The sequence below is a fragment of the Streptomyces sp. NBC_00490 genome (genome assembly GCF_036013645.1).
Lineage (GTDB): Bacteria > Actinomycetota > Actinomycetes > Streptomycetales > Streptomycetaceae > Streptomyces > Streptomyces canus_F.
The window spans coordinates 8,165,676-8,187,604 of sequence record NZ_CP107869.1 but is presented as its reverse complement, the minus strand read 5'-3'; the positions used below and the strand labels follow the sequence as shown (position 1 = coordinate 8,187,604).

The window sequence follows — 21,929 nt, the reverse complement described above, 5'->3', positions numbered from 1 at the left end:
AGGTGCCGCCTCTGCGAACAGCACCTCGGCGTTGATGGCCGCACGCCTCACAGACCGCGATGCGCTGGCGCGAGCACGGCTCGCAGATGTCCGGGCTCGTGTCCGTGGCGCGGATCTTGATGGTCGTGGTCTGTCCGCAGATGCCGCATGGGCGCGTCGGCCGCTCGTAGCAGCGGGGGCAGATCGGGCCAGCGTCTGTGATGGTGCTGGCGCGGGCGACGGTGCCGCAGTGGATGCAGGAGCGTTTGGGTCGAGGACTGCAGGAGGAACAGAGGTTCGTGCCGTCCGGACGCCGGCTGGTGGGGCGAAGTCGCTGGCAGCGGTCGCACTGACGGTGGTTGACGGGGTCCTTCTGAAAGCAGGAGCGGCAAACCGGGCCGTCTGCCGTACGGCTATGGATGCGAGTTTGACGTTCGCATCGGGTGCACTGCTGAAGGCGGTCACGTTCGACGCACCAGTTACAGAGACGCCCGACGGGCGAGTTGCGAGGCAACGGGTCGTCGGTGCGTCCGCAGCGTGCGCAGGCGAGCCTCGTGACGGCGAACCCTGCCGCGGCCAGTTCCAGCAGGAGCCTGGGAAGAGCTGCCGGGCTGTGCGATATCGGTGCGGTGAGCGCGTCAGGGTGCTCGGCCAGGTGGGCGGCCAGAGCTCGGGCGGGCCGAGGCTCCCAGGCGTTGGCTGCCTCCAGGATGCGCTGAGCGTCACTGGAGGTGATTTGTGATCCGGCAACGGTCTGGACGTGTCGTACCAAGTCGGCTCTGCAGCTTGCCAGTTCGGCCTGGTGGCGACGCACTCGCGTGTTGGCCCGGCTGGGCCGGCTCACTGGAGCACTCACGTGCCCGGGCGGCGGACGACCGTCCGGCGCGGTTGCGCGGGCGGGGCGACGTCGGAGTCACCGCCCGCGGTCTTGCGGACCTGAACGTTGACGACTTCGGGCTTGATGAGGTCGTTGGGCGTGCAGTCGAGGATGTCGCAGAGGGCCACCAGGGTGTCCATGCTCATGCGCTGCGGGGCCTGGGTGACCAGGCGGTAGACCTGTTCGCGCGAGAGCTGGATGCCGCGTTCGGCAAGCAAGGGAACCAGGTCGGTGGTCTGGAACATGCCGCGTGCGGCCATCAGCTGACGCAGCTGCCAGTGGTATCCCATCTTCTTGATCACGCGGTCACGTCCCAGACGTCGCCCAGCCGGTTCTTCAACGCCGCCTCCAGCAGATTGTTGCGGTACTCGTTCGACACTCCCATATAGATCGCCGTCGTGGATGCGTGAGAGTGCCCGACCTGCTCTTGGACGAATCGCGCCGGATATCCGAACTCAGTGAGATGGGTGATGTAGCTGTGGCGAAGGCAGTGCAGATCCAGATCCGGATCCAGTCCGGCCGCCTCGCGCGCGGCGGTGAAGGCGGAGTTGATCGACCGAGGCGACAGACGCCCCGCGCGCTCGGTGACCCACAGTGCCGGGTGGCGTCCCGGGACCAGATGTGGGCGTATCTCGGCCTGCCAGTGCTTCAGGACCTCGACCACCCAGTCCATTTCCGGGACAGTCAGGACCATCCGCCGCTTCGGCGGAGCGCCCTTCGACGACTTGCCAAAGCGCACCATCATCGAGCCGAAGTTCCCGAAGTCCGGCGCTTGTCTGTTGCGCCGCAGGTCTACGAGGTCCAGACGCGACGCTTCGGTTCGCCGTATGCCGAAGGCGTAGACGGTTTTGATGACGGCCGCGTCCCGCATCGCTGTCAGAGCGCCCTTGCGTCCCTGCCCGCGGATCTTGGACGGCAGGGCGTCAGCGGCGTCGAACAGGGCCTGGACCTCGTCGTATGTCAGCGGTCGGCGCCGAGGGTCTCCCTCGTACTCGACCGTGTGCATCACCGAGTTGCCTTCGTGGAAGACCTCTTGAGGCACCTCGCCGAACCGCTCCTCGCAGACCTTGAGCCAGTCGTAGCGACTGTCCCTCAGGTACTCGACGAAGAGGCTGATGATGACCTCGTAGCCACGGGCGGTGGACATCTGGATCGGCGTCTGACCACCTCGCAAGTCGGCGATGAATGCCTCGCCCTCCGCTGGCGTCCATTGCCACGGGTAGAGCCCGGTGAACTCCTCGAACCGCTCGATCAGCCGCCGCCGCGGGTCGATCGTCGAGCTCTTCAGAAGGCGAGCCGACTGCTGCCTCGCCCACCCATCGAGCATGGCCTTGAACACCGCGGCCGCCGGGTCCAGATGAACCACGTTCCGGGCGAGGACAAGGGAGGCCGAACCCGGCGCTGTCGCACTCACGCCGCTGTTGTATCAGGTGCAACATTGTTGAATCAATACGCAGCACCCCAGGTCAATGCCGTGCCGCTTCTACCGCTCCCCTTTCGTCGACCCACCGGAGCAGCCAGAATGACGTCCTCCCTGCCGGACGGATTGTTGCATCCAATGCAACTCATCCCGTTTTTCGACATCGACATCCACGACATCGACGCCCACCCGGGCAAAGGCGAACCCGGCCACCAGCACTTCGACCTCCGGTTTCTCTTCCACCTGCACGCCGCGACCGAGGCGCCGGTGGTGCTGCAGGAAGAAGAGGTCGGTGGCATCGAGTGGCGGCCCGTGGACAGGGTGACCTCCCCCTCCCTGCGCGCGAAGCTGCTCAAGCTCACGCCGGAGACCGAACCGCAGACCGCCAATGCCTCCGCCCTGATCTACAACGACCGCGGCGAGTACCTGCTCCACCTGCGCGACTACTTCCCCGGCCGGATCTGGGAGCCGGGCATGTGGTCCCTGCTGGGCGGCGGCCGAGAGCCCCAGGACGCCACCCTGGAACACACCGTGCGGCGCGAACTGGCCGAGGAAGCCGGCCTCGACATCGCCGACCTGACCCCGTTCGGCACCGAGTACGCCTCCGACGACGCCGGCGGGAGCGTGCCCATCGCCATCTACGCCGGCCGCTGGAACGGTGATCCCCGCGAACTTCGCCTGACGGAAGGGGTGATGCTGGCCTGGTTCGCCCCCGACGACCTCCACCGCCTGCGCATCGCAGACATCACCAGCGACCTCGTACGGCGCCACGCGGCCAGCCTCCCGGCCAGCACCGCGCCGCAGAGCGGGCCCTCATCGCACGAGGAGCGCCGCCCAGCTTCGCCGCACGGCACGGTCCTCAACGTCATCGGCGTCCACCTCTACCTGGAGCGGCCCGACGGGACGGTGCTGCTCGGGCTGCGCCACCCCGACTCCGCGTTCGCGCCGTCCACCTGGCACGTCCTAGCCGGCCACTGCGAGCAGGAGAGCGCCATCACCTGCCTGCTCAGGGAGGCACAGGAGGAGGCCGGCCTGCACATCGAGCGACAGGACGTCGAACTCGTCCACGTCGTCCACCACATCGACCGCGCCGGGGACCGGCCCCGCATGGGCCTGTTCGTCCGCGCCCGGACCTGGAGCGGCGAGCCGGAACTGCGCGAGCCGGACAAGTGCACCCAGTGGAAGTTCTGGGACCCGGTCGCCCTCCCCGACGACCTTATCCCCTACACCCGGGTGGCCATCGAGGGCATCCGCGCCGGCCGCCTCTACTCCGAAACGGGCTGGGCATGAGCACGGCCGCGTCCCCGCACCCGGACCTCCCGCCCGAGGAAGTGCGACAGCTCGCCGAGCAGGTGGTGGGGCGCATCGTCACCTGGACGGACGCCTCCTGGGCCCGCGACAGCAGCCGGGTATGGAGGGCCGACGGAGCACAAACGGGAATCTGGTACGTCAAGATCCACCAGAACACGCGGTTCCACTACCGTGAGGTGGGCGCGTACCGCAGCTGGGTACCGAGCCTCGGACCAGCGACTCCCACCCTCGTGACCGCCGACAGCGCGTTGCGGGCCGTCGTCATCACCGCGGTGCCCGGCCATCCTCTGCACGGTCTCGACCACCCGCCCGAGCAGCAACAGCTCCTCTTCCACCAGATCGGCGCCCTGGCCGCGGCCATCCACCGCAGCGCAGCACCGCTCCCCGCGGATGAAGGAGTGCCCGCTCTCGCGAAGGTCGGGAGGCACCTGGAAGCAGCCCGCCCCTACCTGCACCCGGGGGACGAGGAGTTCATCCGCCAGATCGTGGCGCGCGCCGAAGACGTTCCGCCCCTGGACCGCGTGCCGACACACGGGGACTTCCAGCTGCGCAATCTGCTGCTGGACGACAACGGCAGCCTCGCCGTGATCGACTTCGAACGCAGCGAGCCCGGCCCGGCCATCCGCGACCTGGTCCGCCTCTCGGACGCCTGGGCCACACAGCCGCGCCTCCACGACGCCTTCATGTCCGGCTACGGCCGCGCACTTACCCCAGCCGAAGAAGAACGCTTCGTCGTCGACTCCACGCTCGACGCCCTCTCTGGAATCCAGTACGGCGCCACCCAAGCCGACGCGGAAACACAGGAGCGCGGCTACCGCACCCTGGCGCGCCTGCGATCCCAAAGCCGCAACGGACGGACCGCATCGAACGGAGGCACGCGTGCCTGACGAGACCCAGCAGGCGATCCCAGCCGCCCCGAGTCCGGCGACCGGAGGTGAACCACAAGAGCACCACATGCACCTGCTCGGGCGGTACTACCGCCAAGTGCAAGCAGGCCGCAAGACGATCGAAGTGAGGGTGGCCACCTCGCAGAAGCGCGCCGTCGCAGTCGGCGACACGGTCGTCTTCCACGACCGGGACACCGGGCGGGAACTCGACGTCATCGTGCAGCGGATCACCCCATACCCCTCCTTCGAGGATCTGCTCAGCTCGGAGGACACCGTGCGCATCGACCCGGACGGGCCGCCCGGAGAGCTGCTCGCCAACCTCCGCAGCATCTACCCGCCGGCCAAGGAAGCGCTCGGCGTTCTCGCCCTCGCCTTCGACCACCGCCCTGCCCGGCCTGGCCGCCCCATGCCGATGACGCCCACGCAGTACGCGCAGACCGTCCCCCACCACACGGTGTACGGCTGCCTGTACATCCGCGACGAACACGACCGGCCGATCCAGCTCCGCTCGGTCTACGGCTCGAGACTCTGGCAGTTCCCGGGCGGCAACCTGGACGTCCCAGGCGAAGACCCGCTGCAGACCGCACGGCGAGAGGCGGTCGAGGAGACGGGCCTCGAACTCGGTCTGGACACGCCGAAGCTGCTCCTGACGCACTTCCTTCGCGCCGGGCCGCGCCTGCCACTGAACAAGGTGGGGCTCATCTTCGACGGAGGCCAGCTGACCGCCGACCAGTTCGGCCGGATCCGACTCGATCCCGCAGAGCACGACATGTGGGCCGTCCACAACCTCGCGACCTGGCAGGAGCTGATGGCGCCGCGCGCCTTCGCCCGCCTCGACGCCCTCGAACGAGCCCGGCGCGGCGAGGGCCCCGCCTACCTGATCACGCACACCTGATCTCCCCAGCACCCCCACCCAGGAGGCAACCGTGCCCGCCGAGGACACCAACACCCGGGCCTGGCAGATCTACGGCCAGCGCCAACTGGCCCGCGCCTACACCCCGCCCATCCCCGACCGGCTCGGCTGGACGCCCTGGGAAGGGATCGGACCGGGTGCAGAAGTCCTCGGTGACGTCGCCGGCCGCCGGGTCCTGGACATCGGGTCCGGAGCCGGCCACCACGCCGTCCACCTCGTCCAGGCTCACGGAGCCCGCGTCACCGGCATCGAGCTGTCCCCGACCCAGCATGAACGCGCCGTCTCCGCCCACGCGGACGTTGACGGCGTGGAGTTCGTCCAAGCAGACGTGGCCGAGTACCTGGCCGGAGCCGAGCCGTTCGACGCCGCGTACGCGATCGGGACGCTCGCCTTCATCGACCCGCACCGCTCGCTACCGGCACTGCGCGACGGCCTGCGTCCGGGCGCCCCCTTGATCCTCTCGCTCCTGCACACCGACCTGCACGGCCGCGGTCCGTTCACGGAAGTGGCCCCGCGCGAGCAGATGATCATGCTGCGCGACGACCCACCCCTGCCGACACAGATGTGGGTCCTGGCACCGCAGCTGTGGGAGGACCTGCTCATCGAGTACGGCTTCCGCGTCGAGGCCATCGACCTGCTACCGCACCCCGACAACAGCGCCACGGTCATCCAGCAGCTCATCCGCGCCCGGCGCCTGCCCCACGGCCGGCGCGAGTCTCCAGCCGACCCCGCAGCACCCGAGCGCCAGCGGCACACGCGGCCGTCGGCGTCGGCGTCGGCGTCGGCGTCGGCGTCGGCGTCGGCGTCGGGGCGATCCTGAACGGGCCGGGCCTACCGACTGCCGGAGCGGGTAGACGCGGCGGCATGGGCGCGCACATGAGGTACCGGACGTGGCGCTCTGATCCACGAAAAGGGGTACCACGCATGACCATCCCGCTTATGAAGCAGGCGTCGGATGGGCACCACCGCTCGGATGACCGCGATCCGCTGCCTCGGCGCCTGATCTGGCACGACGGCGCGGTAACCAGCGCGGCAGCCCGCCAGGCAGCCCTCGCGTTGCTTGACGAAGCCGGATCCGCAGGCTTGGCCCGTCCAATGGATTCCGCCTGCGAGACGGTGCAGCTGGTCGTCAGCGAGCTGGTGACCAACGCCCGCCAGCACGCGCCGGGTCCCTGCGGCCTGCACCTGGAACTGGACCGGTCCGCTGCAGGCCGCCTGGCCCGGATCACGGTCTGGGACACCTCACCCCACCCGCCCGCTCCCCAGCCTCCCAATCCTCAGCGGATCGGCGGACAGGGCCTGAGGATCGTCCAGGCCGTCAGCCGCCTCACCGTGGACGCCCACCCGGCGGGCAAACGGGTCCGGGCAGAGATCGAGCTGCCTTGAGCACCCGACCGACTTCCATCGACCGCGTACCGCGTCCCTCCCCACCCGCAACAGGGGAGACGATGGCCGACCGGCTGGCCGCCATGGCCCGCGACCTGCTCGAACAGGACTCGCTGCAGGCCACCGTGGACCGGATCGCCGCCCACGCGGTGGACCTCGTCCACGGGTGCGACGCCGCCGGCATCCTCACCCTGCGCCGGGGCCAGGTGCAGACCCTGGCCGCCAGCGCGGACGTGGTCCGTTCCTGCGACCGGATCCAGGGCGAGCTGGGCGAAGGCCCGTGCTTCAACGCGGTCACCGACGACCAGCCCGTCCAGCGCATCCCCGACCTCACCACCGGCGTGGACAGCTGGCCCCGCTACGCGCCCCAGGCCCGCGCCCTGGGTATCCGCAGCGCTCTGGGATTTAGGCTCTTCACACGCCACGAGACCCTGGGCGCGCTGAATCTGTACTCGTTCCGTCCCCGCGCCTTCACCGAGGCCGGCGAACACCTCGGGTGGCTGCTGGCCTCCCACGCGGCGGTCGCCTTCGCCTACGCACGCACCGAGGAACAGCTCACCACTGCCCTGCAGACGCGCCACGAGATCGGGACGGCCACCGGCATCGTGATGGAACGCTTCCACCTCGACGACGACCAGGCGGCCTTCGATGTGCTGAAGAAAACCTCACAGGACCTGAACATCAAACTCCGCGACGTCGCCCGCACGATCCTCAACAACGAAACGATCCCCCGCCGGCCGCGTTGACCTTCAGTATCTGCGTCTGAAGCCGTCACTGATCTACGGAGGCTTTCGCCATGACCGCTGACGCTGAGGGCACGCTGCTCGCTGATGTCAGCCGGACCCTGACCCGCGCCGGCTTCGATGTCGCATCAGCCGGCGACAAGGACAGCCCTGGGCTGCGCGGGTGCGGCAGGATACAGACTCCATCAGGGTGGGATGGGTGCCCGGCAGTGACCTCGGTCCTGCCGGACGCCACGACTCAGAGTACGAGGGCATCCGTGCCGCTCTGCGGCAGGCGTTATCAGCGGTCCTCACTCAGGCCGGTCACGCCGTACAGGTGGTTCTCGACACTGGTGAGGTGCAGGTCAGGCCGCTCGCGTGACCTCCGTCAACGAGGCACGGGCAAAACGGCGGACACCGTCTTCCCGCCCGGGCCGATGTCGACGCGCACTTCCAGTGCCAGCTCCTGCACCAAGTGCCAGCCGAGCCCGCCCGGTTCTCTCGCGTCAAAGGGCCGGGGCTGCGGCGGAACGGGACTGGCGTCCTTCACCGACACCGTGACCGTCCCGGGGCCGGCCGCCAGCTGGAAGCCCGCCACACCCCCGCCATGGCGCACCGCGTTGGTGACCAGTTCTGCAACTACCAGCAGCACCGCCTCCGCCTCAGCGCCGCCTTCGGGCAGGGCCACGGACAAGAACCCACGCGTCATGTTCCACGTCCGCTCCGGGGTCTCCTGCCTGTGACCGGACAGGCTCTCGTAGTCCTCCTCAGGTGAATCCACCACAGCGCCTCCAGCGCCTCGCCACGACGAACACCCGTGCGCCTGCCCCCCAAAAAGCAACATCACCCCCGGACGGCCACGTGTCCTCTGGATCCGCAAGATTCAGTCACAGAGTGACGACGCCTTCCGGGGACGCCGCCACGCCTGTGCCGGTGCGGGTCCGCTGCCCCCGCCCTCCCTGTGCCAGGACATGGGCAGCACAAAGTAGTCGCGCGGCTGTGGGAGCGGCGGCAACACCAGTGCCCGCACCATGGACCGGCCGCAACACGCCATGGACACGCGGCACGCCGTCGGTGAGGCCAGGGGCATCCTCAGGGAACGAGCTCAACGACAACGACGCCTTCCCTGTGCTGCGCCGCATCTCCCAGCATCAAGTCACGTGGCCAAGCGAGTGTCCGAGGCCACGGAACCGCAAGCCTGACGTCAGCCGTGCCGTCGTCCGCTCGTGGCCGCACTGCCGCCCAGGCCCGGTGACCGGGGTTGAGTCGTGACAAGAACGGGCGTGGGGCCACGGGGCCGGCAGGCGACGGGGGGGTGCACCTGCTGGCCCCGTGGGGCACGACCCGCTCACGGGGGGAAAGCGGGCCTTGTGGGCCCGTAGCCACGGCCCCACCGGTGACAGCGCACCGGCCGCCGCAAGTATCACACCCACAGCGCCGACTGCGCCAACCGCCTACTCGAGCTCCGTCAGGCAGCCTCACGCTCCAGCAGCACAGGTCCGTACCGGTCAGCTGGAACAAGCGCGTGACAGCGGACCTCACCGGTGATGGGGGCGCCACCCAATGGATGGTGCCAACCAGCTCAGGGCCCTTCGGCAACGAAGCCGTGTCCACACGGACCGAACCAGTACGTGAGGGGATACCCGTTGCCACCACTGCGCACCCACCGGTCCACCGCGCCCCGGCACTCGATACATCTAGGAAGCGGCCAGTCGTTCGGATAAGGGAGGTCCCCGGCGTCCATGGCTTGTGAGCGCAAACGCACAATTCGGTCGAGAGCCTCAAGTCGTGCATGGGGAAGGATCATTCGCCCGTCGAGGTCACGCGCGACTGGCATGTTACGGCGGCTCAGTTGTAGTGGGGGTCGACGTAGACAATGGCGCCTTCGACCATGCTGCACGGCCATGGAGCCCCGTCGCATCCGTTACACGTCGACTCAGTGCGGTTACTCGGAGGGTGCTCGGTGAGTTGCTTCCCAGCGACAGCGCGGACCGTGCGCTCGTCAGAGGACATTCCGCGATACGTCTCGCTCGCCAAGGCCAGGGCCCAGTCATACTCAGCCAATTGCATGCGAAGGGTGTCCGTCACTGGGGCCTCCCCAGTGACCATCCTTGGACTTCAGCAATGCGTGTGCGCCAGAGCGGCCGTTCAGGTCCTTGCGGTGTGATCCCCTCCATGCTGCCTGCATAGTTGGTGATGAACTTGGCGTCCCTCAGGTGCAGGAACTGCATCAGCTCGTCCTCATCCTGATCCTGTAGCTCCCGATTGACGGCGTCGATCACAGTCGCGAGAACGTCGGAGCTACCGCCAATGGTCGCCAGCCATGCCCTGAACTCGTCTTGCCACCTGCCGTGGCTGATCAGCTCTCCAGTCACAAGGGCGCCCCCCACTTGCAGAGTCACGCTCAGCGCCGACTTGTTAGTCGAGTCCTCTTCCAGCATCGCGAGGATCATCATCAGGTACACGTCCCTGACAGGTTCGGGACGCACGACATGGCTGTGACCCGCAGCTTGCTCTTCGCTCACCGTTCACCATCCACAGCTCTTGAGCGGCGTCACTGCGGAAGTGGCGCAGGAAGCCCCGATCAGCCCAAAGGTATCGAGGGTCACTGACAATTGTGGCCTTTCTTCGAGCTCGCGCCCCATCGTCCCCGGCGCAGACGCCAGACAGCCACTCGGCCGGGGAATGGCGCCGCCGGGAAGCGAGACGCTACCCGCGCGTCCGCGCGGGCCCGGGCCTCGTCAGGCGCCTCGCTCAGCAGCGGCGCAGTTCCTCGGACCAGTCACTCAGCGGGCTTCGAGGGTGAGGGTATCTCCGCGGCTCACTTCGAGGTCGCCGAAGACATGCCGGGCGTCCCGGGCGCCGTCCCTCAGCTTCCCCCGGCGCCTTGTCCGCCGGCGCGGCACCAACCGCAGCCACGCGGGCCGATGTCATTTCCACGACGGGGGTACGGCGCGCGCATTGATCTCGGTCAGGCGGAGTGCCACCGTGATGACGAACTGGCGGCAGAAGTCGAACTCTTCCCGGTTGGGTGCGTATCCGGTCTCCACCGAATAGCGGAGCTCCGGCGAATTGCCGTAGTAGCCCACAGACGGAGTGAGTTGGGTGAACCGCTGGTACTGGTGGAAGTCCACGCCCAGCGCCATCAGCCGCATGCCGATGGCCTGACAGTGGCCGCAGGCGTCGCGGCGGTGCTCTCGACCGGGCCTGTGCGGCGAGCTGCTGCCCGCGCGGACGCGCTGGAGGACCGGCTCACTGCCTACGGTGGTGCGGTGACACCGCCTTCCGACGCCGAACCCAAGCCTGTGCCGGTCCGGGTCGTGCTGCCCGCCGATCCCCTGCTCGGGACCGAGTTGCAGGAAGTCGTCGCGCGGTTGTGGAAGCGGCGGCAAACAGAGACAGGTTGGGCCTACCTCGTGGGGTTGCCGTCGTACCGAGATCGCGAGGACGGCGGTGTAGAGGCAGCCGAGTACCGGGTGTGGGTGCGCGCCCCGGATCACGTGCGCCCCGTCGACGGCGTCGACTACGACCGGGTCGCAACCGAGCGCCTGGAGAAGACGCCGCAGTCGGCGGTCCGTGAGGTCCTCGGGGAGCGCCGGCCTTCGGGGTGGGTCTTTGCCAAGGTGCGCGACGGACGCGGCCCGGCCCACTCCGTCCTTCACGCACCGGACTGCGAGGAAGCGCCACAGGGTGCGGCGCTGCTCGATGTGGACCGCGCCCTGGACGCGGCAGAGCACCCGGGCACCCGGCTGTGCACGCTGTGCGGAGCCGCGCAGGAGCTGACCCCCATGATTCGCGGCTTCGACCACATCACCGACTCCGCCCCCGACGACTCCTGACCCCGGCCGCCGCACCGTCGGCGGCCTTGGCGCGGCGGCCCGCCCGGCGCGCAACACCCGCGAGCGCGCCCCGATCCCCGGCAGCGTCCGCGCCGCCCATCCCGCCCTCCCACTCCCTCAACTCCAGCCAGGGCATGGGCGAAAGGGGGTCGCAACGGGGATGTCAGCAGCCCGACCACGCCCGTACGCTAGGGGTGACCTGCACGGATGCGGCGGCGTCGGCGAGGCTCGCGCAAGAGAGGTCGCAAGAGATGGTGCAGGAGAAGACGCAAGAGTTGGCGCAGGAGATGTTGCCGCGCAGCAGAACCGAGCGCGGTTCGAACAGCAGGACGTTCACCCGGACCATCGCCGCCCCGGTTTCACCACGATCGCGGCTCGGACACTGTCCCACGGCAGCACCCCGGCACGACACCTTGCAGCGTCACATCAGGCGGCCTGCCGGGTTCCCGCCGGGATCGTCGGCCAGCACGATGGCGGCCATGATGCGCTTGCCCACCGGCTCGCGCCGCATCTCGAAGCTGCAGCACACGCCGATCACGATTTCCAGGCCATGCTGCCCGACCCGGCCCGGATCAGGGCTCTGGGCCACCGGCAGCGTCGGATCGGTGTCCCACACGCTGACCTCCACGGCACCGTCACTGATCTCCAGATCCAGCAGGCACGGGCCGGGCGCGTACTTGTGCGCGTTCGTCACCAGCTCGCTGACCACCAGCTGCACCATGCCCATCGCACGGTCCGACACCGGGACTCCGTGCACGGCCTGCACCTCGCTCAGGAAGCCACGGGCAGCATCCCGGGCCTCAGCCACCGGCTCACTGCCGGCGAAGGCCAGAGCCGACAGGATCGGGCGGCTGGCCAGTGGCAGATCGTCGTTTTCGGGCACCACTGGACCACACCGCCACCCTCGTCCTGAGCAACACGGCTAAGGCCTCTCGAATACCCCCGAAACCGCACCACACACCACGTCCGACGCGGGCCGAAATCCTCCGCTGCGGAACCGCCTGACGGGCCCTGCAACCCGCACGTATCCCCGCCGTCCACACAGGTGGGCGCCCCACCCGGTGACTCAGGGCCGCCCAACGGCGGAACGTCGCTCACACTGGACAGCCCGTATCAGGCGTCGCGTGGGTGGTTGAAGTACAAGGTGCGGCATACCGAGGACGCGATCGTGGGCGCGGTCACCGGCTCCCCGACCGCGCCCCGCACCCGTTCGGCCGCATCATGGGCCCGGGCGGCGACATGCTCGTGGCCCGCGAGCCGGGCAGCGACACCGCAGTCGGGTGCATCGCACTTCTGGCTTACCCGGACGCCGTGTTCGAGCTGGCGAAGATGGCCGTGGCCCCCGCCGCGCAAGGACGCGGCATCGGCCGCCAACTCATAGCCGCAGCGATCGACCGCGCCCAGGCACTCGGTGCGGCCCGGCTGTTCCTCGGGACGAACACCAAGCTGGCTCCAGCCATTCACCTCTACGAGGACGCGGGGTTCGTCAGGATCACCCGCGACTGTCTCCCGGTGGCCGACTATTACGCACGCGCCGACATCCTCATGGAACTGAAGTGACCTTCCGGCGGCACTGCCTCGCGCCGGCACCAAACGACATGCGCCACCGGTGACGTAGAGGTCATCCGCTCCATGGTGTGATGACGCCCTCGGCCGTCCCTCCGAGCAGGGGCGCCAGGTGCTCGGCCATCACGAGCAGGGTCCGGTCCGAATAGGCCGGTCCTACGAGCTGCACACCGATCGGGAGGCCGTCAGCGCCGTGCGCAATAGGCATGACCAGGCTGGGCAGACCGACGTGGCTGGTGAGGTTGGCCCAGCCGGTCTGGTCGAAGAAGCTCCGTTCGACGCCGTCGACCGTGAGAGAACGGCTCCCGGCCGGGATCGCCGCGGTGGGAGCGGCGGGCGTAATGAGGACGTCGTACTGACCGTCGGCGAAGAACCGGTGCCACGTCTGCTGGAGCCGGAGGCGCTCCTCGTTGGCGCGGAGCCAGGCGCGGTGTGTCTGCGTGCGGTGGCGGAGGATGGCGGCCCGTGGGCTCGCGTCGTCCGTGTGCAGGTCACGGGCGGCGGCGAGTTCGGCCTCGCCGGCGGCATCGTCGGTGGCGGCCGTCGTGGTGGCGTGGAGGAGCTGCTCGAAGAGGCGGAGGGATTCGGCGAAGCCGACCGGCCCCGCAGTGCGGTGGACACTGGCGCCGACGGAGGCGAGTGTCCCTTCGAGGGCGGCGACAGCATCGGCGATGTTGCGGTCGACGGGGCAGCTCGCGTCGTCGGCCCACACCGCCACGCGGAGCTGGCCGATCTGGCGCTGCGCCGTGGGCAGCGTGACGCTCCAGGGGTTGTTTTCGTCGAGTGACGGCGTCGTCAGTGCGGCGAGGAGCAGGTCGAGGTCGCGGGGATCGCGGGCCAGGGGGCCGGGGGTGACCATGTCGCTGCTGCTGATCCATCCCGGCGGGCGGGGGATGTGGCCGCGGGCTGGGATGAGTCCGTGGGTGGGGCGCAGGCCGTAGACGCCGCAGTAGTGGGCGGGGAGCCGCAGGGAGCCGGCGAGGTCGCTGCCGAGGTCAGCGGGGGTCAGGTGGGCGGCGACTGCTGCGGCGGGGCCTCCGGAAGAGCCGCCGGTGGTGCGCTTGGGGTCGTGCGGGTTGAGCGTGGGGCCGAACAGGACGTTGTCGGTGTGCAGGTCCTGGCAGTACGCCGGGGTGTTGGTCTTGCCCATGATGACGGCACCTTGGTGGCGGAGCCGGGCGACCGCGTCGGCGTCGCGTGTGGGGACGTGGTCGGCGAGGTCTTCGGCGCCGCTGGTGGTGCGCAGGCCGGCCGTCTCGAAGCTGTCCTTGACCGTGAGGGGAAGGCCGTTGAGGACGCCGGTGCTCTCGCTGCGGGCGCGGCGTTCGTCGGCTGCGTGCGCGGCGGCTCGGGCCACGCTGTCGTCGCGCGTGACAACGGCGTTGATCTGGCTGGCGTCTATCTGGGCGAGGTGTAGGTCGAGCAGTTCGCGGCTGGAGATCTCGCCGCGGTCCAGGGCCCGGAGCTGGACGTGGGCGGGCTGGTGGGTGAGGTCGTTCGTCATGCGGAGACTCGCTCAAGGTGGGGGGCCCGTGCGGGCTGGCGGGGCAGGTGGCGCGCGACGTCAAGGAGGGCGTCGATGTCGTCCATGGGCCTGGTGGTCTGGCGTTCGAAGTCGGCGAACTCGGTGAGCTGGTCGGGCTCCGGGCGGGCGCCGGCGGCCCTGGCAGCGATTCCGGCGAGGATCTGGTCCGCCGTGACGGCCGCGGACAGATCCTTTCCGTGAAGCCCTCGGGCCCGGTGACGGGCTTCGCTGGCCTCGCGGACGGCGGCGTCGAGGTACTGGCGAATCACGAACCGGCCGTCCCGGATCTCGACGGCTCGGCGGTAGAGCCGGATCGAGATGCGACGGAAGCGGCGCCGCTGGGCCGGGTCGACCCTGTCGATCGGCAGTTCGATCTCGGGTGCCTCGCTGTAGAAGGCCAGCCATAGGGGGCGCAGGCCGTAGTAGCTGCGGTACTGCTTGATGCGGTACCGGACGCTCTGGGCCTGGTCGCTGATGGTGGGCACGAGCCAGCCGATCAGCGTGAGCATGGCGCCGACATCGCCGCAGGTCCAGGCAAAGCCCTCCCATTCCGCGAGGGAGGTGTCGAAGGCGCCGGCGATCACGTTGCCGATGCGGACGGCGCTGTATCCGAGGGTGACGGTCGCGCCGAGGGCGACGATGCGCAGGCCGACGCGGACGGACCCGCGAATGCTGCGGCGGGCCAGGCGCCAGCAGGCGCGGGCGAGAAAGACTTCGCCGATGGTGTAGGCCGTGACGTACAGGGTGAGGTACGCGGCGTACCAGTCGTCGTGCGCGTAGTAGAGCGTGAAGTCGATCGGGTGCGGCGCGTTGGGCGTCAGCAGGGCGAACAGCACCAGCAGCCCGGCGATCACCGCGAAGCCGGCCCAGAGCCAGCGGCGACTGCGCCGGCGGGCTACCTCGGGCGGGGATCCCCAGTAGGTGAGGACCACCTGTTGGCAGGCCAGGAGCGCGACCACGCAGCCCTGCGCGAGGGGCACGGAGATGTTGACGGTGCCGAGCACGCGGTCGAGGTAGTTCCACATCGGCGTGATGGAGAACAGGAACGAGAGCCCTGACAGCAGGAAGACAGCGGCCAGCGCGGCGGAGGCGGGGTCGCGGCGCCGGGTGGGCACGTCCCGCAGGAGGCAGAGGAAGCCGAGCGTCGCGACGACGAGGCTGATCGGGTGGAGCAGGTCCTTCACGGCCGGGCCTCCCGTCGGCGCAGCAGCGTGTGCGTCACCCGATCCTGCACTTCGTCCCCGGAGGACTCGTCGCTGCGCAACCACCGGTCGATGATCCGGCGCTGGAGCAGCGATGCTAGGAGTTCGGTGTCTCGCTCCTCGTCCTCGTCGTACTTGGTGCGCCCCAACATCATCTGCACGGTGGCCGGGTCCACGCTGGTGATGAAGGCCGGAGCCAGCGCGGAGACCGGTCGGTTCTCGTGGTGGCCGAGCAGTAGGTGGCTGAACTCGTGGGCGATGATGTGGTCCTGGTGCAGGACGCTGGTCCACGGGTCGTAAAAAACGTGGACGGCACTCTCTGTAACGGCACATGCCCCGCATACTGAGGGCGCCTGCTCCCGGGGCTCTAGGACCACCGTCCGTCCCGTGCGGCGAGAGATCTCGTCGCTGAGGTCGCGAATATTGGTGACGTGCGGGAGCTTCAGCTCGGCCAAGAGGTCAGGCCGGCGCAGCCTACGTGCAGACCACATTGCTTTCCTTGATCATTTACTGAACTGCAGCCGTTTACGCGCCAGTTGAGGGCGGCAACCCCTCGGATTTTCGTACGCTCTCAACGATCCCCAGGACGGCATCCTTTCCGTCTGCAGAGACGTCGGATAGGCGAAGAAGAACGTTCTTGATCTTCGCATCGCGAAGCAGCGCGAGCAACTCAAGTTCCTGCACGGTCTTTTCGGCGACAGCATCGTCGAACCAATAGGCGGGATCCACGCCGAAGAACCCTGCGAGCGCTTCGAGATGACGCTTCGTCGGGTTATCGCGCTGCCCGGTCCGCAAGAGCCACAGGTACTGCCCCGACAGCTTGCCCAGCCCTCGCTTCTCCATCAGTTCGGCCACTTCAGCGTTGCTGTAAGGGCCGCGATCGGGCGGGTGCACAGTGTCGAACAGGCGGTTTAGGCGATCCATGAGCCCCTTGGGGCTCACCTGACCTTCGGTCACTCTTTCATGATCCTTTCCAGGGCGGGCTTCCTCGCAACTTCAGCCACCCTACCTCGCCATAAACACCAGTTTGACGCGCCGATCACACGTATGGAAAGTTCTTCCCCACCAGCACGTTTCCGTGTGGCGCGTACCGCCTGTTTCAGGGCGACCTGTCCGTTTCTGCCGACAGGAGTACGCCGGGCGACGTGGCACAAGCCACATTCACCCAGCGACATAAGTCACGTCTGGCAGGCCGTATTTGATCTTCGATCGGAAAGCGCGGAGGCGACCGTGGAAACACCTCATCCACATCGCATTTCCGCTGCAGGGAATACCGGATTCCCGCTCCAATTCGGACACAATGGCACGCTCTCGGCGTACGGGGCAACCGCGGCAACGGTGCGCTTCGACGCGAGGACGGACCCCGCCAGGCCCTGTGCGGACGGCTGCGGCACACGACCGTTCGGCGACTCTCTGCAACCAGTACAGAGTTTAAGAACCAAGTCTGGATCTTGACACCGGTCCGTGCGTATGTTCGTCGTCCCCGGGCAGCCCGCCTGCGGCGACGAACGTGAGGAGACCGCGAGCACGGACCGGACCGCGAAGGTCCGCAATTAGCGACGGCGCCCGAGAGCGGTAACTCGCGGACGCCGAACACTAAGCGGCATACCCGCCCCGGCAAGGGCGGAGATTGCCCACCATCACCACGCTGAGTCCTTCCGAGGGGCGCGTCAGCGTGGCAACACTGCAAAGGGGAGTATCGCATGCCTCCTGCCCTGCGCAAAAGGCGCTTCCGCCTGGCCTGCGCGGCAGCCACCATCGCCTCGGCGCCTCAGCGCCCCGAGCCGGACCGCACCACCCTGGCCCCGGCGAGCAGCCGGACCCGCCCGCTCGTCTGGAGCGGCCGATGAGCAGCGAAGCCCGCGAGTGGGTGTGGGAGCACAGCTCCAGCCGAGGGGCCGCGCGCCTGGTCCTGCTGTCGATCGCTGACCGGGTGGCCGACGAGCAGTGCATCTCCTGGGCCTCGCTGTCCAGCCTGGCCAAGCGCACCCGTGCCTCGGTCTCCACGGTGCGCGAAGCCGTCGAGCGCCTGCTCCTGGCCGGCGAGCTGGAACAGCTCGATGACCTCGTAGGCCCGCAGCGCAGCACGGTCTACCGGATGCCTCTCGCCGCCGAAGTGGTCGCCGAGGCCCAGCGCGAGCAGCAGGAGCAGGAAGACAGCGATACAGCAGCAGACGAGCCCGCGGGCCCTGCGAAGCTTCGGCTCTCGGCTCTGCGGCGGTACGGAATCCGCCCGCGTGAGGTGCCGGAATCCCCCGCGAGGGTCCGGAATCCGGCAGTACCGGAAACCGGCAGGTCGAGGCGGAAACCGGCGCAGCGACGTACCGGCCACCGGCACAGCGATGTACCGGCTACCGGCACACAGAACCGTAGTGAACCTGATTTGAACCGGAGGTACAGCAGTAGTGGTGCTGCCGTCCTCCCGGCTGCCGAGTGGCAGGTCGACTCCGCCACCCACACCTGGGCCCGCCAGCAGGGACACCTCGATCGCCTCGGCGAGCAGGGCCTGCGGGCTGCCGACACGAAGTGGCGTGCACACCGGGCGGGCCATGCTCCGAGGGCGGCGGAAGCCTGGGCTGCCGACTGGCGCTCCTGGGTCGCCCGGGAGCACGCTCCCAGCCGACCGAACCTCTACGCCGTGCCCGGCAAGAACACCGCCGTACCGGGGGGCATGACGCGGACGGAGGCCCACACCGCCGCCCTGCTTGCCGCCCTCGACGAGCCGACCGGAACGGAGGGCTGACCGTGGATCGCCGCGAAATCGCAGCCCTGCTGGCCTACATCGGCCGACTCGACCCCCGCACCATCCGCACCGACCAAGGCGAGGCGCGCGACCAGCTCGCCCAGTGGCACGAGCTGCTGGGCGACGTGCCGATGGCCACCCCGTACGGCTGGGACGTCCGCGTCGCTGCCCGCCAGCACATCCGCACCTCGCCGTACCAGATCCTGCCCGCGGACGTGGCCCGCCCCTGGGAGAGCTACCGGCGCGACCGCCTGGCGAGGCACTCCGATCCCACGCCGTCCGTCGACCCAGACGATCAGGCCGCCTGGACCGCAGAGCTGGCCGGCACCCGCCGCGCCGTCGCCGCTGGCACCGCCCAGCCCGCGCAGGCCCGAGCAATCACCAGCGGTCGCGACGGAGTCGACCCGAAGCTGGAGGCGCGGCTGCGGGAGATCGGCTCCTGCATACCGCCCGCCGCCCGAGCAGCCCTCGCGCCCTACCGACCCGCCCGCGCAGCCCGTGAGGCCGCTGTCGCGCAGGGAATGCCCGAGGCCCTGAGCGTGCGGTGCGAGTGGTGCCTGGCCCAGCCCGGCGAACCATGCCGCCGCCGAAGGATCGGCCCCGACGGCGGAGCCCGCGGAACCGCCCCGCGCGCCACCCCGCACCCCGGCCGCCTCGATCTCGCCACCGCCCAGCAGGCCCAACACGCCGAGCAGGCCCAGCAGCCCGCCCTGGCCTGACCGGCGCACCCGGCGCGTGCACCCCCGTCCGCTGCACCGCCACCCGACACCGCCCGCACCGGCTGCGACGCACGCCCCGCGCCGCAGCCGGCACCCGACGCCGCACCCGCCGAGCACCGCCCTAGCCGGCCGCCGCGGCAGCACATCGGAGACCCGCCTTGCGCCACATCACCACCCACGACGCGCCGGCCACCGGCCTGCGCGGCATCGCAGACACCAGCTGGCACACCCGCGCAGCGTGCCACGGCATGGACGTCGAAGACGCCGACGCCGTGTTCTTCCCCGGGCCCCGGGACCACGAGGAGATCGCAGAGGCGAAGGAGCTGTGCGGCTGGTGCCCCGTACGCCGCGAGTGCCTGGATTTCGCCCTGGAGAACGTCCTCAAGGAGGGCGTCTGGGGCGGCCTCACCGAAGCCGAGCGGCGCCCGCTGCACGACGGACTGCACCAGCGCCTGGACTACCGGCGCGTGACCGCCTTCTTCCAGGGACGCGACGTGCACCTGACCGAGGCCGAGCGGCAGGTCGTCATCGACCACGCCTACGTCCGGGGCTGGCAGCCCGACCGGCTCGCCGCCGCCCTGCAGATCAGCCACAAGCACGCCCGAGACCTGCTCCGGCAAGCCGCCAACAAGGTCCTCGACCGCGACCGTAATTACGGCGTGCCCCGCCTCAAGAAGAAGCGGAAGAAGACCTCCAAGGCCAAGGGCACCCCCGCGCCCGCAGCTCCCGGCACGCAGCAGCCGGCAGGCCGCCCGGCAGCGTCGCCCCCGACGCACGCCCTTCTCGGAAAGGCAGCATGACCCACCCCGTCCTCGCCTTCGGTGCTACTTCGGACCTCCCTCTTCTCCTCGCCGCCGTCGTGCCCGCCACCCTCGCGCTCGTGCTGACCGCCTGGACCATCCGGCGCCGGGGATCTCGCTCGCAGAAACGTCTCGGCGGCCCGGCGGTCAAGGTTGCCGCCGTCGCAGCCCTCGGCTGCACCGCCTACAGCGCCGACACCTCGTGGCGGTTCGCCGCCGACTACCTCGACATGGCCGGCGCCGCCGAGCGCGCCGGCATGTTCGCCGCCGCCGAACTCGCCCTGTTCGCCACCGCGCTGATGGCACGGCAGAACCTCGCCGTCCAGGGCGCCCCCGGCCTGCCGGGCACGCTGGTCTGGGTGATCACCACGGTGCAGGTGATCCCCGCCTACGCAGAGAGCGGCCCCATCGGCGGCACGGTCCGCGCCTTCGTCGGACCAGTCATGGCGGCGATGCTGTGGCACCTGGCCATGGGCATCGAACTGCGCCTGCGCACACCCGGCGCTGCCTCAAAAGGACTGATCGCCGTCCTGGGCCGCGAGGCACGCGAAAGGCTGCTGTCCCGCCTGGGCATCGCCGCGCGAGACCGCGACGCCGCGCAGATCACCCGGGACCGAGCCACCGCCCGTGCGGTCACCCTCGCCGCCCGCCTCGCCGAGCGCACACCCGAGCAGCAGCAGAACCGGCGAGGCCGGCGGCTGACGCGACGCCTGTCGAAGGCGGTCGGCAGGGCCTCGGTCGGCACCGACCCCCTCCAGCGGGCACAGCTGCTCGACCAGCTCGCCGCCCGGCGACACGCGCTCGCGCTCGCCACGGTCCCGCTCCCCTCCCCCTGGTCCCTGGCGCACAGCAGCGCATCGGCGGCCACGGTCCCCGCACAGCCGACATCGAATGTGCCGGTCCCCGTCCCCGGTCCCGACGGTTCCCACGAGCCGGTCCCGGGCCGAGGACCGAGGACTCCTCGGGGACCGGTTCCCGAGGAGGCGGACTCTGAAGCCGAGGTCGGCGCGGGGACCAAGGGTGACGAAACGGGAACGACCGCGGGGACCAAGCCCCCTGAAGACGGCGCGGTCCCGGGGACCGGTCCCGCCGATCCAGAAGCCACAGCGCGGGACACAGCGGCCACGAGGACCGACCGCAACGCGCGAGAAGTAGCAGCTCAGGACCCAGATTCTCATCGGGGACCGAGCCTCGCGAAGTCGGGGACCGAGAGCACCGAGGACCGAGGACCGACAGCCACCGAGTCCGGGACCGAGACCACCCAGGACCGAGGACACAAGGTCCCACTCCGTCGGAAGCCGGCCGGGAAGTCCCGGACGAAGAACAAGGACAAGCGTGCCCGGTCCCGCACTCCGCAGACGGAGCGCCCGGCACGCGAGCTGGGCGAGACCGAGCTCCAGCTTGTCCACGAGGTACGCCCCCATGTTCCCGCCCTGCTCGAACGGGACGGCAATGGAGCGATCACCCGGGTGCAGCTGCGCGAAATCATCCGCCGCCAGGGCCTGACTGGTGTCGGGAACGACCGACTCGGCCTCGTCCTCCAGGAGCTGCGGAACGAGGACATCACGACGACGAGGAGCACCGCCCGATGAAGACCTGCCACCAGTTCGACACCGTCCGCGCGGAGTACGAGCGAGAGATCGGATTCATGCTCGCTCACTCTGAGCGGCACGCGGGCAGGCCGGCGGCGAAGTCCAGTGCGAAGCAAGCTGCCTCGGCGAAACAGCGAATGGCCCGCGCGCTCAACAGCCACGTCGGGCGCTGCCCCGAGTGCGGCTGAACCGGAAAAACCCCAGCTCAAAGCCCGTTCCCATAAAGGTGGCCCGGTTCCACGCCGGGCCACCGCCCCGCTTAGGAGGTACGCCGTGATTCCGCGTCCACCTCGTTCTTCCGAGCCCACGGCCGCCGAGGCCGATGCCTGGGCGGACGTCTTGGTGCGCCGCCAACTCCTACACGCCATCGTCCTCACGCCGACCGGGCATTGGCTCGTCCAGGACCGCCCCGACGGACCGGTCGGCGTCCTTGCCAGCCCAGCCGATG

General features: G+C 69.5%; 24 protein-coding genes. 14 read left to right on the top strand and 10 right to left on the bottom strand.

What is annotated here, in order from left to right; genetic code table 11:
• Positions 1 to 831: 831 nt before the first annotated feature.
• The gene (locus OG381_RS37275) at positions 832 to 1,158 is read right to left on the bottom strand and encodes a helix-turn-helix domain-containing protein (RefSeq protein WP_327720378.1); all 327 of its coding nucleotides are present in this window, start codon (positions 1,156 to 1,158) and stop codon (positions 832 to 834) included.
• Entirely contained in the window at positions 1,155 to 2,183 is a 1,029-nt protein-coding gene (locus tag OG381_RS37270; protein WP_327722644.1) for a tyrosine-type recombinase/integrase, read from the bottom strand. The genes OG381_RS37275 and OG381_RS37270 overlap by 4 nt, the downstream gene beginning before the upstream one ends.
• A gap of 231 nt (positions 2,184 to 2,414) precedes the next feature.
• Here OG381_RS37270 and OG381_RS37265 point away from each other — a divergent pair, with 231 nt between their 5' ends.
• The 6 genes from OG381_RS37265 to OG381_RS37240 all read left to right on the top strand — a co-directional run bounded on the left by OG381_RS37265 (position 2,415) and on the right by OG381_RS37240 (position 7,519).
• Positions 2,415 to 3,566, top strand: coding sequence for an NUDIX hydrolase (locus OG381_RS37265; RefSeq protein WP_327720377.1), 1,152 nt, complete (start codon positions 2,415 to 2,417; stop codon positions 3,564 to 3,566).
• Positions 3,563 to 4,474, top strand: a complete 912-nt coding sequence (locus OG381_RS37260; protein WP_327720376.1) for a phosphotransferase enzyme family protein — start codon at positions 3,563 to 3,565, stop codon at positions 4,472 to 4,474. The genes OG381_RS37265 and OG381_RS37260 overlap by 4 nt, the downstream gene beginning before the upstream one ends.
• Entirely contained in the window at positions 4,467 to 5,369 is a 903-nt protein-coding gene (locus tag OG381_RS37255; RefSeq protein ID WP_327720375.1) for an NUDIX domain-containing protein, read from the top strand. Before OG381_RS37260 ends, OG381_RS37255 begins: the two co-directional genes overlap by 8 nt.
• A gap of 31 nt (positions 5,370 to 5,400) precedes the next feature.
• Positions 5,401 to 6,207, top strand: coding sequence for a class I SAM-dependent methyltransferase (locus OG381_RS37250; RefSeq protein ID WP_327720374.1), 807 nt, complete (start codon positions 5,401 to 5,403; stop codon positions 6,205 to 6,207).
• Positions 6,208 to 6,311: 104 nt separating this feature from the next.
• A complete protein-coding gene (locus OG381_RS37245) occupies positions 6,312 to 6,773 on the top strand; it encodes an ATP-binding protein (RefSeq protein WP_327720373.1) in 462 nt (153 codons plus the stop codon).
• A 62-nt stretch (positions 6,774 to 6,835) separates the two neighbouring features.
• On the top strand, positions 6,836 to 7,519 hold the full coding sequence (locus tag OG381_RS37240) for a GAF and ANTAR domain-containing protein (protein ID WP_327720372.1): 684 nt from the start codon (positions 6,836 to 6,838) through the stop codon (positions 7,517 to 7,519).
• Between the two features lie 364 nt (positions 7,520 to 7,883).
• On the opposite strand, the gene OG381_RS37235 is transcribed toward OG381_RS37240, so the two are convergent.
• The 3 genes from OG381_RS37235 to OG381_RS37225 form a co-directional block, all read right to left on the bottom strand.
• Entirely contained in the window at positions 7,884 to 8,279 is a 396-nt protein-coding gene (locus tag OG381_RS37235; RefSeq protein WP_327720371.1) for an ATP-binding protein, read from the bottom strand.
• A gap of 1,300 nt (positions 8,280 to 9,579) precedes the next feature.
• Complete coding sequence (locus OG381_RS37230) at positions 9,580 to 10,020, bottom strand: hypothetical protein (RefSeq protein WP_327720370.1); 441 nt, start codon at positions 10,018 to 10,020, stop codon at positions 9,580 to 9,582.
• Positions 10,021 to 10,425: 405 nt separating this feature from the next.
• Positions 10,426 to 10,650 (bottom strand): hypothetical protein, encoded by a 225-nt coding sequence (locus OG381_RS37225; RefSeq protein ID WP_327720369.1) that lies wholly within the window; start codon positions 10,648 to 10,650, stop codon positions 10,426 to 10,428.
• Between the two features lie 117 nt (positions 10,651 to 10,767).
• Between OG381_RS37225 and OG381_RS37220 the strand changes: the two genes are divergently transcribed.
• Complete coding sequence (locus OG381_RS37220; protein ID WP_443061962.1) at positions 10,768 to 11,334, top strand: DUF6233 domain-containing protein; 567 nt, start codon at positions 10,768 to 10,770, stop codon at positions 11,332 to 11,334.
• A 421-nt stretch (positions 11,335 to 11,755) separates the two neighbouring features.
• On the opposite strand, the gene OG381_RS37215 is transcribed toward OG381_RS37220, so the two are convergent.
• Complete coding sequence (locus tag OG381_RS37215; protein WP_327720368.1) at positions 11,756 to 12,217, bottom strand: ATP-binding protein; 462 nt, start codon at positions 12,215 to 12,217, stop codon at positions 11,756 to 11,758.
• Between the two features lie 245 nt (positions 12,218 to 12,462).
• Here OG381_RS37215 and OG381_RS37210 point away from each other — a divergent pair, with 245 nt between their 5' ends.
• A complete protein-coding gene (locus OG381_RS37210; RefSeq protein ID WP_327720367.1) occupies positions 12,463 to 12,894 on the top strand; it encodes a GNAT family N-acetyltransferase in 432 nt (143 codons plus the stop codon).
• A 61-nt stretch (positions 12,895 to 12,955) separates the two neighbouring features.
• On the opposite strand, the gene OG381_RS37205 is transcribed toward OG381_RS37210, so the two are convergent.
• The 4 genes from OG381_RS37205 to OG381_RS37190 all read right to left on the bottom strand — a co-directional run bounded on the left by OG381_RS37205 (position 12,956) and on the right by OG381_RS37190 (position 16,584).
• Complete coding sequence (locus tag OG381_RS37205) at positions 12,956 to 14,404, bottom strand: amidase family protein (RefSeq protein WP_327720365.1); 1,449 nt, start codon at positions 14,402 to 14,404, stop codon at positions 12,956 to 12,958.
• Positions 14,401 to 15,609, bottom strand: coding sequence for an MAB_1171c family putative transporter (locus OG381_RS37200; protein WP_327720364.1), 1,209 nt, complete (start codon positions 15,607 to 15,609; stop codon positions 14,401 to 14,403). The genes OG381_RS37205 and OG381_RS37200 overlap by 4 nt, the downstream gene beginning before the upstream one ends.
• Positions 15,606 to 16,082: a hypothetical protein gene (locus OG381_RS37195; protein ID WP_327720363.1), complete on the bottom strand. Its 477-nt coding sequence runs from the start codon at positions 16,080 to 16,082 to the stop codon at positions 15,606 to 15,608. The genes OG381_RS37200 and OG381_RS37195 overlap by 4 nt, the downstream gene beginning before the upstream one ends.
• 70 nt (positions 16,083 to 16,152) lie before the next feature.
• Positions 16,153 to 16,584 (bottom strand): XRE family transcriptional regulator, encoded by a 432-nt coding sequence (locus OG381_RS37190; protein WP_327720362.1) that lies wholly within the window; start codon positions 16,582 to 16,584, stop codon positions 16,153 to 16,155.
• Between the two features lie 746 nt (positions 16,585 to 17,330).
• Here OG381_RS37190 and OG381_RS37185 point away from each other — a divergent pair.
• The 6 genes from OG381_RS37185 (at position 17,331) to OG381_RS37160 (ending at position 21,669) form a co-directional block, all read left to right on the top strand.
• A complete protein-coding gene (locus OG381_RS37185) occupies positions 17,331 to 17,477 on the top strand; it encodes a hypothetical protein (RefSeq protein ID WP_327720361.1) in 147 nt (48 codons plus the stop codon).
• Complete coding sequence (locus OG381_RS37180) at positions 17,474 to 18,370, top strand: helix-turn-helix domain-containing protein (RefSeq protein ID WP_327720360.1); 897 nt, start codon at positions 17,474 to 17,476, stop codon at positions 18,368 to 18,370. Before OG381_RS37185 ends, OG381_RS37180 begins: the two co-directional genes overlap by 4 nt.
• A gap of 2 nt (positions 18,371 to 18,372) precedes the next feature.
• Positions 18,373 to 19,089, top strand: a complete 717-nt coding sequence (locus OG381_RS37175) for a zinc finger domain-containing protein (protein WP_327720359.1) — start codon at positions 18,373 to 18,375, stop codon at positions 19,087 to 19,089.
• 158 nt (positions 19,090 to 19,247) lie between these two features.
• Complete coding sequence (locus OG381_RS37170; RefSeq protein WP_327720358.1) at positions 19,248 to 19,889, top strand: WhiB family transcriptional regulator; 642 nt, start codon at positions 19,248 to 19,250, stop codon at positions 19,887 to 19,889.
• The gene (locus OG381_RS37165) at positions 19,886 to 21,481 is read left to right on the top strand and encodes a hypothetical protein (protein WP_327720357.1); all 1,596 of its coding nucleotides are present in this window, start codon (positions 19,886 to 19,888) and stop codon (positions 21,479 to 21,481) included. Before OG381_RS37170 ends, OG381_RS37165 begins: the two co-directional genes overlap by 4 nt.
• Positions 21,478 to 21,669, top strand: coding sequence for a hypothetical protein (locus OG381_RS37160; RefSeq protein ID WP_057608355.1), 192 nt, complete (start codon positions 21,478 to 21,480; stop codon positions 21,667 to 21,669). The genes OG381_RS37165 and OG381_RS37160 overlap by 4 nt, the downstream gene beginning before the upstream one ends.
• Positions 21,670 to 21,929 lie beyond the last annotated feature (260 nt).

Excerpts from the sequence above, each read along its gene's own strand:
- OG381_RS37225 (WP_327720369.1), bottom strand. The coding sequence starts at position 10,650 with ATGCGGCTGATGGCGCTGGGCGTGGACTTCCACCAGTACCAGCGGTTC.
- OG381_RS37270 (WP_327722644.1), bottom strand. The coding sequence starts at position 2,183 with ATGCTCGATGGGTGGGCGAGGCAGCAGTCGGCTCGCCTTCTGAAGAGC.
- OG381_RS37205 (WP_327720365.1), bottom strand. The coding sequence starts at position 14,404 with ATGACGAACGACCTCACCCACCAGCCCGCCCACGTCCAGCTCCGGGCC.
- OG381_RS37240 (WP_327720372.1), top strand. The coding sequence starts at position 6,836 with ATGGCCGACCGGCTGGCCGCCATGGCCCGCGACCTGCTCGAACAGGAC.
- OG381_RS37265 (WP_327720377.1), top strand. The coding sequence starts at position 2,415 with ATGCAACTCATCCCGTTTTTCGACATCGACATCCACGACATCGACGCC.
- OG381_RS37245 (WP_327720373.1), top strand. The coding sequence starts at position 6,312 with ATGACCATCCCGCTTATGAAGCAGGCGTCGGATGGGCACCACCGCTCG.
- OG381_RS37165 (WP_327720357.1), top strand. The coding sequence starts at position 19,886 with ATGACCCACCCCGTCCTCGCCTTCGGTGCTACTTCGGACCTCCCTCTT.
- OG381_RS37180 (WP_327720360.1), top strand. The coding sequence starts at position 17,474 with ATGAGCAGCGAAGCCCGCGAGTGGGTGTGGGAGCACAGCTCCAGCCGA.
- OG381_RS37185 (WP_327720361.1), top strand. The coding sequence starts at position 17,331 with ATGCCTCCTGCCCTGCGCAAAAGGCGCTTCCGCCTGGCCTGCGCGGCA.
- OG381_RS37260 (WP_327720376.1), top strand. The coding sequence starts at position 3,563 with ATGAGCACGGCCGCGTCCCCGCACCCGGACCTCCCGCCCGAGGAAGTG.
- OG381_RS37160 (WP_057608355.1), top strand. The coding sequence starts at position 21,478 with ATGAAGACCTGCCACCAGTTCGACACCGTCCGCGCGGAGTACGAGCGA.